This is a genomic window from Streptomyces sp. YIM 98790 (assembly GCF_011421595.1).
GTDB lineage: Bacteria > Actinomycetota > Actinomycetes > Streptomycetales > Streptomycetaceae > Streptomyces.
Map to the genome: position 1 here is coordinate 1 of NZ_WTLH01000208.1, position 9169 is coordinate 9169.

Genomic DNA, 9169 nt, shown 5'->3' on the forward strand with positions numbered 1-9169 from the left:
CGCGCCGCGGCGGACGCGGACGCCGGGCGCGGCTAGCGGGGCGGGCCGGGCCGCCGGTCCGGCGCTCCGGGGCCTGCGGTGCGGCCGTCCGTCGTGCTCTCCGCTGCTGCCCGGCGTTCCCCGGTGCTGCCCGGGGCGCGTCGGATGGGTAGGGTCGCGTCTGACCACCGATGACGGGAGGACGCGATGAGCACAGCCCCGCGCCCGCGGATCCGGCCCGGAGCCGTGCTGGCCAACGCGGCCGTGGCCGTGGGCTGTGTGCTGTTCCTGGGCGGCTTCGTGCTCGCCGCGATCCTCTACCAGCCGTACGAGGTGCCCACCGACTCCATGGCGCCCACGGTCTCCACCGGGGACCGGGTGCTGGCCCACCGCATGGGCGGCGACGAGGCGCACCGCGGCGACGTGGTGGTCTTCCGCGAGGAGACCTGGGGCGATGTGCCGATGCTCAAGCGGGTGGTGGGCGTCGGCGGGGACACCGTGGCCTGCTGCGACGACCGGGGCCGGCTGACCGTGAACGGCCGGCCGGTGGACGAGCCCTATCTGCCCGGCGACCAGCCGGCCGCGCCCTACTCCTTCTCCGCCGAGGTGCCCGAGGGCGAGCTGTTCCTGCTCGGCGACGACCGGCAGAACTCCATCGATTCGCTGACCCGGCTGCTGGGCGAGGACTCCACCGGCACGGTGCCCGCGGAGGCGGTCTCGGCCCGGGTGGAGGCGATCGTCTGGCCGGTGGACCGGATCGGCATGGTGCCCGGCGCGGCGGACTTCGGCGATCTGCCGGGCGGTACGTCGCCGGACGGTCCGCTGCGGCCCATCCTGTGGGCGGCGGCGGCCGGGGCGGTGCTGATCCTGGGCGGCACGGCGTACGGGCCGGTGTCCCGCCGCCTGCGCCGCCGCCGGGCGAACCGCTGACCGGGAGACGGCCGCACGTTCCTGCTGACATGCGGCAGACCTGCGACTCCGGCGTGGCGCGCCGCCCGGTGTCGCACAATGGGGACACCAGCGGCTGAAGGGGATCACGCCATGAGCGCCGAGGACCTCGAAAAGTACGAAACCGAGATGGAGCTCAAGCTCTACCGGGAGTACCGCGACGTGGTCGGGTTGTTCACGTATGTGATCGAGACCGAGCGTCGCTTCTACCTCACCAATGACTACGAGATGCAGGTGCACTCGGTCCAGGGTGAGGTCTTCTTCGAAATCACCATGGCGGACGCCTGGGTGTGGGACATGTACCGGCCCGCCCGGTTCGTGAAAAAGGTCCGGGTTCTCACCTTCAAGGACGTGAACATCGAGGAGCTCAATCGCAATGAGCTCGATCTTCCGGAGAACTCCGGCTTCGGCAGATCCTGAGCACGGGCGGGTTCACCGGAACGGAGGACGCCGGTCACGCCGGCCCGCCCGTTGTCCACAGGGCTCCCGTGCCGGGCGGCGGAACCGCATGCTGCTGCCATGAGCCTGCCCGGTCCCCGGCGCCGACTCCGGCGCGCGCTTTCGCCGTCCCCCCTGGACTCCCCGGCCTCCCCGGTCCCGCTGTTCCGGCTGTTCCGGCTGTTCCCGTTCCTGGCGCTGTCCGTGCCGCTCCTGCTCCTTCCTCCGGCGATGCCGGAACCGCCGCCGCCCGCCCCGGCGGCCGCCGGGGCCGCGGTGCCGCCGGACGGCCGTGACTGGCCGGTGGCACCGGGCGGGCGGGAGCCGGCCGTGCTGCGTCCCTTCGAGCCGCCGCCGGAACCCTGGGCGGCCGGCCACCGGGGTGTGGATCTCGGGGCCCCGCCCGGCACCCCGGTGACCGCACCGGCGGCCGGGCGGATCACCTTCGCCGGCCGGGTCGCCGGGCGTGGCGTGGTCACCATCGCGCTGGACGGCGCCGGAGACGGCGCCGAGCACGGTACCGGACCGCGCACCACGCTGGAACCGGTGGTGCCCGCCGTGGGGGTGGGGGAACGGGTGGCGGCCGGGCAGCGGGTCGGGGCGCTGGACGAGGGGCCCTACCACTGCGCCTCGCCGTGCCTGCACTGGGGACTGCTGCACGGCGAGGGCCGGCGCGACTACCGCGATCCGCTCGGCCTGCTGCGCCGGGGACCGGCCCGGCTGCTGCCCTTTCTCGGCATCCCGGCCCCGGCCGGCACCGGCGTGGCGGCTGCCGCCCGTGCGCGGCCCGGGTCAGCCGCCCGCATCGGCCAGCTTGGCCCGCAGCTGGAGCACGGACTTGGTGTGGATCTGGCTGACCCGGCTCTCGGTGACGCCCAGCACCTGCCCGATCTCGGCCAGCGTCAGCCCTTCGTAGTAGTACAGGGTCACCACGGTCTTCTCCCGGGCCGGGAGTGTGTTGATGGCCCGGGCAAGGAGCTGTCTCAGCTCCCGGTCCTCGGCGACTTCCACGGGATTGTCCGCACTGGTGTCCTCCAGGGTGTCCATCAGGCTGAGCCGGTCACCGCTCTCGCCCCCGGCGTGCAGCAGCTCCTCCAGGGCCACCATGTTGGCCAGCGAGAGCTGGCTGAACAGCGCCTGGAGCTCCTCGATGTCGATGTTCATCTCCCGGGCCACCTCGGCCTCGGTCGGGGTCCTCCGCAGCGAGGCCTCCAGGGTGGCGTAGGCACGCTCCGCGGCGCGTGCCTTCTGCCGCACGGAGCGGGGAATCCAGTCCAGCGCACGGAGTTCGTCGATCATCGCTCCCCGGATGCGGGTGATGGCGTAGGTCTCGAACTTGATGGCGCGGCCCGGATCGAACTTCTCGATGGCGTCGATCAGGCCGAAGACCCCGGAGGAGACGAAGTCGGCCTGCTCGATGTTGGCCGGCAGGCCCACGCTGACCCGGCCGGCGACGTACTTCACCAGCGGCGAGTAGTGCAGGATGAGCTGCTCGCGGAGCCGGTTGTCCCCGGTGGACTTGTAGGCGTGCCACAGTTCGTCGAGCGACGCGGGCGAGGAACGGGGGACGGACCCCGGTGCCTCGGCCGGTGCTCCGGGAGCCGATGGCCGGGGGACGGGGGAGTGCTGGGGCATACGTCGCCTTGAGCCGTTCTGCGCGATCGGTGCGGGTGTTGCGGGGTGCTGCGGTTTCTGGGAGTTCTGCGGTTTCCGGGGGTTCCGGGGGGTCTGGGTGTTCTGATGGTTCTGGGGATATTGCGAGTTCCGGGGTTTGTGCGGTTTCCGGGCGTTCTGCGGGATCTGCGGAAGGACGCCCGGCTGATGTGAGCGTAGCGTGACATCGGTATAGCGTTGCGCATCTGGCAGCGGATCAACCCGGCGCAGATACGTTCCTCCCGGCGCGTTGCGGTGTGATCATCCCTGGATTCCCGGAGTGTGCGCCCCCGCCGCACGCCCGGGGAGCGCGCTGAGCAGCCACCTCTCGCCCGCCTGTTCGACGAATCCCAGGGCGCGGAGCTCGTGCAGGCGCGCGAGCGCGTCCGGTTCGGTCGTGCAGGCGCCCGCGGCGATCTCCCGCAGGGCCGCTGCCGCGCCCCGGGCGGGCACCGCCTCCAGCACCCGGGCACCGGCCTCGGACAGCAGATCCCGGGCCAGCAGCGGTCCGGACCGCTGCGCGGCCAGCTCGCCCATGGCCCCGGTGAGTTCGGTGATCTCGTCGGGGCCGGTGACCAGGCAGGCGCCGTCGCGCAGCAGCTGGTGCACGCCGTGCGACTGGGCAGAACAGACCGGCCCGGGCACGCCCATCACCTGCCGGTGCAGCCGGCGGGCGTGCCGGGCGGTCACCAGTGCGCCGCTGCGGGCGGCGGCCTCCACCACCACCGTGCCCCGGGTGAGGGCCGCCAGCACCCGGTTGCGCTGCAGGAAGCGGTGGCGGGTGGGATGCTCTCCGGGCGGCAGCTCCGCGACCAGCAGGCCCTGTCCGGCGACCCGGGCGAGGAGCTGCTGATGCCGCCGCGGATAGCAGACGTCCACCCCGCAGGCCAGGACCGCCACGGTCGGGCCGCCGGTGACCAGGGCCCCGCGGTGTGCCGCGGCATCGATGCCGTAGGCGCCGCCGGAGACCACGGTCCAGCCGCGCTCGGTGAGCGCCGCGGCCAGTTCAGTGGCCACATGGGCGCCGTAGTCGGTGCAGGCCCGGGCGCCGACCAGGGAGACCGAGCGCAGTGCCAGGAAGCGCAGCGAGGGAGCGCCGCGCACCCAGAGCGCCACCGGCCGCGCCGGGCCCAGGTCGTCGAGCTGGCTGGGCCACTCCGCATCCCCGGGGCAGACCAGACGCGCCCCGCAGCCGGCCGCGGTGGCCAGGTCACGGGCGGGATCGGCGCGTGCGGCGCGCAGCAGCAGCCCGCCCCACCGCTCGTCGGAGACATCCGGCAGCCGCCGGCCGGCGCGCAGCGCCCGCCAGACCTCCTCGGGGCCGAACGCGGCCAGCCACCGGCCCATGGTCTCGTCCCCCGGTTCGCCGACCCGGCACAGCGCCGCCCGCGCCGTCCGCTCCGCGGGCCCGGTGGCCTCCTCCTTCTCCTTCGCCATCCGCGCTCCTCCTTGTGGTCTTGTGGTCTTGTGGTCTTGTGGTCTTGTGGTCTTGTGGTTCGTGGTCCTGTGGTCCCGGCTCCCCGCCGCTTCGTCGCTTGGCCGGNTCGTGGTCCTGTGGTCCCGGCTCCCCGCCGCTTCGTCGCTTGGCCGGCGGCTCTCGGCCCGGTGGCTTTCGGGGCCCGTGTCCCGCCCTGCGGTCAGGGGCGGGGGAGCGGGTGGCGGTGCGGGTTCCCGGAGCGCAGGGCCAGCGCGAGGCCGACGTCGTCGGCGTCCGGCCGGGCATGGCCGGCCAGGTCGGCCACCGTCCAGGCCACCCGCAGCACCCGGTCCAGGCCCCGGGCGCTGAGCAGTCCGCGGTCCATGTCCCGCTCGGCACCGGCCAGTGCGCCCGGCGCCGGGGCCCACCGGGTGCGCAGCTCATGTCCCGGCACCTCGCCGTTGACCCGCCACGGGGTGTCCGCGTACCGGGCGGCGGCCCGCTCCCGGGCGGCCAGCACCCGCTCGGCCACCACGGCCGTGGACTCCGCCTCGCCCTGTGCGGCGAGCAGTTCGGCCCGGCCCAGCGGCTCCACCGGGACCCGCAGATCGATCCGGTCCAGCAGCGGCCCGGACAGCCGCGACCGGTAGCGGCGGACCGTGCCCGGAGCACAGTCGCAGCCGCCGTTGCGGGTGCCGAACCGGCCGCAGGGGCACGGATTCGCCGCCATCACCAGCAGGAACCGGGCGGGCAGCCGCATCACCCCGGCCGCCCGGGCGACCGTCACCCGCCCGGACTCCAGCGGCTGCCGCAGCGCGTCCAGCGCCTGGCCGCCCATCTCCGCCGCCTCGTCCAGGAACAGCACCCCGTGATGGGCCAGCGAGGCCGCCCCCGGCCGCGGGAAGCCCGTGCCGCCGCCGACCAGCGCGGCCATCGAGGCCGAGTGGTGCGGGGCGCAGTACGGTGCCCGGTCGACCAGCGGGCGGCCCGGCGGCAGCGAGCCGTCCACCGAGTGGATCGCGGTGACCTCCAGCGCCTCCCGGCGGGTCAGCGGCGGCAGCAGGCCGGGCAGCCGCTCGGCAAGCATGGTCTTGCCCGCCCCCGGTGCCCCCTTGAGGAACAGGTGGTGCCGCCCGGCGGCGGCGATCTCCAGGGCCCGGCGGGCGGTGTGCTGTCCCGCCACGTCGGCCAGGTCGGGGACGCGTTCGGACCGGTCGGTGGCGTATCCGCCGCCGGGCGCCGCCAGCCCGGCCAGCGCCGGGTCGGGAACGCCCCCCGTACCGCCCGGCGGATCCTCGGCCGGCACCTCCTCCCCGGCGAGCACGGCGATCACCTGGCGCAGCGTGCGCACGCCCAGCACGGCCACGTCCGGCACCAGCGCGGCCTCGGCCGCGGTCTGCTCGGCCACCACCACCTGCCGGTAGCCGGCCCCGGCGGCGGCCAGCACGGCGGGCAGCACCCCGCGCACCGGCCGCACCCGGCCGTCCAGCCCCAGTTCACCGATCAGCACCAGCCCCGAGAGCGACGGCGGCGGGATGCGTCCGGCGGCGGCGAGCACCGCGGCGGCGATGGCCAGGTCGAATCCGCTGCCCGACTTGGGCACCGCGGCCGGGCTGAGCCCGACCGTCAGCTTGCGCTGCGGCCACTCCACCCCGGAGTTGACGACCGCGGAACGGACCCGGTCCCGGCTCTCGCTGAGCGACTTGTCGGCCAGGCCGACCAGCGAGAACCCGGCCACGCCCGGCTCCAGATCCGCCTGGACCTCCACCACCATGCCGTCCACCCCGGTGAGCGCCACCGAGCAGGTGCGGGCGAAGCCCATCAGGCGGCCCCCCTCGCGTGCTGCACCACGGCCGGCCCGCGGTCCGGCAGCAGCACGCCGATCAGGTCGATCCGCACACCGCCCGGCGGCGGCGTGCCATGGGCGGGCAGCCAGCGCTCGGCCAGCCAGCGCTCGGCGAGGCGGCGCAGCCGCTCGGCCTTCTCCGGGGTGACACCGGCCATCGGGTGCTGCGGGCCGCCCGCACGGCGGGTCTTCACCTCGCAGACCACCACCACGGGACCGGGCACCGGACCGCCGCGGGACCCGCCGGGCGGGGCGTCCTCCCGGGCCACGATGTCCAGCTCCCCCTCGGCGCAGCGCCAGTTGCGGTCCAGCACGGTCAGCCCGGCCTCGCCCAGCCGCCGCACCGCCAGCCGTTCGCCGTATCTGCCGAGCGCGGCGGCGGACCGCTGCCGCTCCTGCCGCCGCCGCCCGGCCGCGGCCTCCGGTCCGCCGGCCCCCGGCCCGGCCGCCTGCCGCCGTGCCGGGCGGCCCCGCCGGGTGTGTTCCGTGCCGCGCGATGCCATGGCGCTCCCCCTCCGTACCGCTCCGGTGACCCCGGGTGATCGCGGGGCCCTGCACAGAGAGTGCGGGAACGGGCGGGAGTGCGCGAGGGCTGTGGAAAACCGGGCCGCGGCGGAGAACTTCGGCTCTCTTCCGGGCGGCAGGGGCAATCCGGGGCCGAACGGGGAAGTGTTCGTGGTGGTCAGCCGCTCCGGGTGGTGCGGCATTGCCGTGTCGCCCGGTGCTGCCGGGGTCCCGTACACTTCTGGGTGGCGATCCGGGCCCCGGATCGACCTCGCATGCCCCGCCGCCGGCGGCCGGAACCCGGCCCGCACGGCGGCCGCGTACCTCGGTCCGCGGAAGGACCGGCAAGGGACTTCCGCGGTTGTGACGCGCAGGGGCGTCAGGGGCACCGGCCAGTCCCGGCCGGTGCCGACAACCGAGTAGTCCAAGGAGAACGGCCATGGCCGTCGTCACGATGCGGGAGCTGCTGGAGAGCGGCGTCCACTTCGGTCACCAGACCCGGCGCTGGAACCCGAAGATGAAGCGGTTCATCTTCACCGAGCGCAATGGCATCTACATCATCGACCTGCTCCAGTCGCTGTCGTACATCGACCGCGCCTACGAGTTCGTCAAGGAGACCGTGGCCCACGGCGGCAGCGTCCTGTTCGTCGGCACCAAGAAGCAGGCCCAGCAGGCCATCGCCGAGCAGGCCACCCGGGTCGGGATGCCGTACGTCAACCAGCGCTGGCTGGGCGGCATGCTGACCAACTTCTCCACCGTGCACAAGCGGCTGCAGCGCCTGAAGGAGCTGGAGCAGATCGACTTCGAGGACGTGGCCGCCTCCGGCCTGACCAAGAAGGAGCTGCTGGTCCTCTCCCGCGAGAAGGCCAAGCTGGAGAAGACCCTGGGCGGTATCCGCGACATGCAGAAGGTGCCCAGCGCCATCTGGATCGTGGACACCAAGAAGGAGCACATCGCCGTCGGTGAGGCGCGCAAGCTCAACATCCCGGTGGTCGCGATCCTCGACACCAACTGCGACCCCGACGAGGTCGACTACAAGATCCCGGGCAACGACGACGCGATCCGCTCCGTCTCCCTGCTGACCCGGGTGATCGCCGACGCTGCCGCCGAGGGTCTGCTCGCCCGCTCCGGTGCCGCCCAGGCCGCCAAGGAGGGCGAGAAGCCGGCCGGTGAGCCGCTGCCCGAGTGGGAGCGCGAGCTGCTGGAGGGCGCCGAGGCCAAGGCCGCCGAGACCGCGCCCGAGGCCGCCGCTGCCGCCGGGCAGCCGGCCGCCGAGGCGGAGCAGCCGGCCGCGTCCGCCGAGCCCGAGAAGGCCGGCGACCAGGGCTGACCGTCCGGCGTCCGCCGCCCGGCGACGCACGGACGGCGGACGGGCTTGACGTGCGGGCGCGGCGGGCCCGGGGCCGGGAGGCTCCGGCCCGCCGCTGCCCGGTAGTGCGATCCCACCCACCGAACATCCGGGAAGAGAATCACGTAACCATGGCGAACTTCACCGCCGCCGACGTCAAGAAGCTCCGCGAGCTGACCGGCGCCGGCATGATGGACTGCAAGAAGGCCCTGGACGAGGCCGAGGGCAATGTCGAGAAGGCCGTCGAGATCCTGCGGGTCAAGGGCCAGAAGGGCGTTGCCAAGCGCGAGAGCCGCACCGCCGAGAACGGCGCCGTGGTCGCGCTGATCGCCGACGACAACACCTCCGGCGTGCTGGTCGAGCTCAAGTGCGAGACCGACTTCGTGGCCAAGGGCGACAAGTTCCAGGCCACCGCCACGGCCGTGGCCGAGCATGTGGCCCGCACCTCGCCCGCCGACCTGGGCACCCTGCTGACCTCGGAGATCGAGGACGGCAAGAGCGTCCAGGCGTTCCTGGACGAGGCCAACGCCGCGCTGGGCGAGAAGATCGTGCTGGACCGCTTCGCCCAGTTCACCGACGGCTATGTGGCGGCCTACCTGCACCGCACCAGCCCGGACCTGCCGCCGCAGGTCGGCGTGCTGGTGCAGCTGGACAAGCCGGAGGCCGGCACCGCCAAGGACGTCGCCCAGCACATCGCCGCCTTCGCGCCCAAGTTCCTCAGCCGCGAGGACGTCCCCGCCGACGTGGTGGAGACCGAGCGCCGGCTGGCCGAGGCCACCGCCAAGGAGGAGGGCAAGCCCGAGGCCGCCCTGCCGAAGATCGTCGAGGGCCGGGTGAACGGCTTCTTCAAGGAGAACACCCTGCTCGACCAGCCCTTCGCCCGGGACAACAAGAAGACCGTGCAGAAGGTGCTCGGCGAGGCCGGCGTGGCGGTGCAGCGCTTCGCCCGCTTCCGCGTCGGCGCCTGAGCGGCGCCGCGCGCGCCGCTCCCGCGGCCGCTCACACCCGCCGTGGCGGGCCGCCGGGCTCCCGGGCC

Annotated in this window: 8 protein-coding genes and 1 pseudogene; 5 read left to right on the forward strand and 4 right to left on the reverse strand. The window is 74.2% G+C overall.

All coding sequences use genetic code 11. The features are described 5' to 3' along the window. Positions 1–186: 186 nt before the first annotated feature. The 3 genes and pseudogenes from lepB to GQS09_RS24210 form a co-directional block, all read left to right on the forward strand. The gene (lepB, locus tag GQS09_RS24200; protein ID WP_165989704.1) at positions 187–909 is read left to right on the forward strand and encodes a signal peptidase I; all 723 of its coding nucleotides are present in this window, start codon (positions 187–189) and stop codon (positions 907–909) included. A 111-nt stretch (positions 910–1020) separates the two neighbouring features. Further along, entirely contained in the window at positions 1021–1347 is a 327-nt protein-coding gene (locus GQS09_RS24205; RefSeq protein WP_165989705.1) for a DUF2469 domain-containing protein, read from the forward strand. Positions 1348–1596: 249 nt separating this feature from the next. Beyond that, positions 1597–2016: pseudogene (locus tag GQS09_RS24210) on the forward strand (peptidoglycan DD-metalloendopeptidase family protein); the annotation flags it as partial. Between the two features lie 141 nt (positions 2017–2157). Here GQS09_RS24210 and whiG read toward each other — a convergent pair. The 4 genes from whiG to GQS09_RS24230 all read right to left on the reverse strand — a co-directional run bounded on the left by whiG (position 2158) and on the right by GQS09_RS24230 (position 6784). Continuing rightward, a complete protein-coding gene (whiG, locus tag GQS09_RS24215; protein ID WP_165989706.1) occupies positions 2158–3000 on the reverse strand; it encodes an RNA polymerase sigma factor WhiG in 843 nt (280 codons plus the stop codon). Between the two features lie 279 nt (positions 3001–3279). Further along, on the reverse strand, positions 3280–4455 hold the full coding sequence (dprA, locus tag GQS09_RS24220; RefSeq protein ID WP_165989707.1) for a DNA-processing protein DprA: 1176 nt from the start codon (positions 4453–4455) through the stop codon (positions 3280–3282). Between the two features lie 200 nt (positions 4456–4655). Further along, complete coding sequence (locus GQS09_RS24225) at positions 4656–6257, reverse strand: YifB family Mg chelatase-like AAA ATPase (protein ID WP_165989708.1); 1602 nt, start codon at positions 6255–6257, stop codon at positions 4656–4658. After that, positions 6257–6784 (reverse strand): YraN family protein, encoded by a 528-nt coding sequence (locus tag GQS09_RS24230; protein ID WP_165989709.1) that lies wholly within the window; start codon positions 6782–6784, stop codon positions 6257–6259. The genes GQS09_RS24225 and GQS09_RS24230 overlap by 1 nt, the downstream gene beginning before the upstream one ends. 440 nt (positions 6785–7224) lie before the next feature. Between GQS09_RS24230 and rpsB the strand changes: the two genes are divergently transcribed. Both rpsB and tsf read left to right on the forward strand, forming a co-directional pair. Continuing rightward, positions 7225–8115: a 30S ribosomal protein S2 gene (gene rpsB / locus GQS09_RS24235; RefSeq protein WP_165989710.1), complete on the forward strand. Its 891-nt coding sequence runs from the start codon at positions 7225–7227 to the stop codon at positions 8113–8115. 149 nt (positions 8116–8264) lie between these two features. Further along, positions 8265–9101 carry a translation elongation factor Ts gene (gene tsf, locus GQS09_RS24240; protein ID WP_165989711.1) on the forward strand — a complete coding sequence of 279 codons (837 nt, stop codon included), beginning with the start codon at positions 8265–8267 and terminating at the stop codon, positions 9099–9101. The last annotated feature ends 68 nt before the right edge of the window (positions 9102–9169 follow it).

Bases quoted from the DNA above. Each gene is read 5' to 3' on its own strand.
- GQS09_RS24230 (WP_165989709.1), bottom strand. From the start codon at position 6,784: ATGGCATCGCGCGGCACGGAACACACCCGGCGGGGCCGCCCGGCACGG.
- tsf (WP_165989711.1), top strand. From the start codon at position 8,265: ATGGCGAACTTCACCGCCGCCGACGTCAAGAAGCTCCGCGAGCTGACC.
- GQS09_RS24225 (WP_165989708.1), bottom strand. From the start codon at position 6,257: ATGGGCTTCGCCCGCACCTGCTCGGTGGCGCTCACCGGGGTGGACGGC.
- GQS09_RS24205 (WP_165989705.1), top strand. From the start codon at position 1,021: ATGAGCGCCGAGGACCTCGAAAAGTACGAAACCGAGATGGAGCTCAAG.
- whiG (WP_165989706.1), bottom strand. From the start codon at position 3,000: ATGCCCCAGCACTCCCCCGTCCCCCGGCCATCGGCTCCCGGAGCACCG.
- lepB (WP_165989704.1), top strand. From the start codon at position 187: ATGAGCACAGCCCCGCGCCCGCGGATCCGGCCCGGAGCCGTGCTGGCC.
- dprA (WP_165989707.1), bottom strand. From the start codon at position 4,455: ATGGCGAAGGAGAAGGAGGAGGCCACCGGGCCCGCGGAGCGGACGGCG.
- rpsB (WP_165989710.1), top strand. From the start codon at position 7,225: ATGGCCGTCGTCACGATGCGGGAGCTGCTGGAGAGCGGCGTCCACTTC.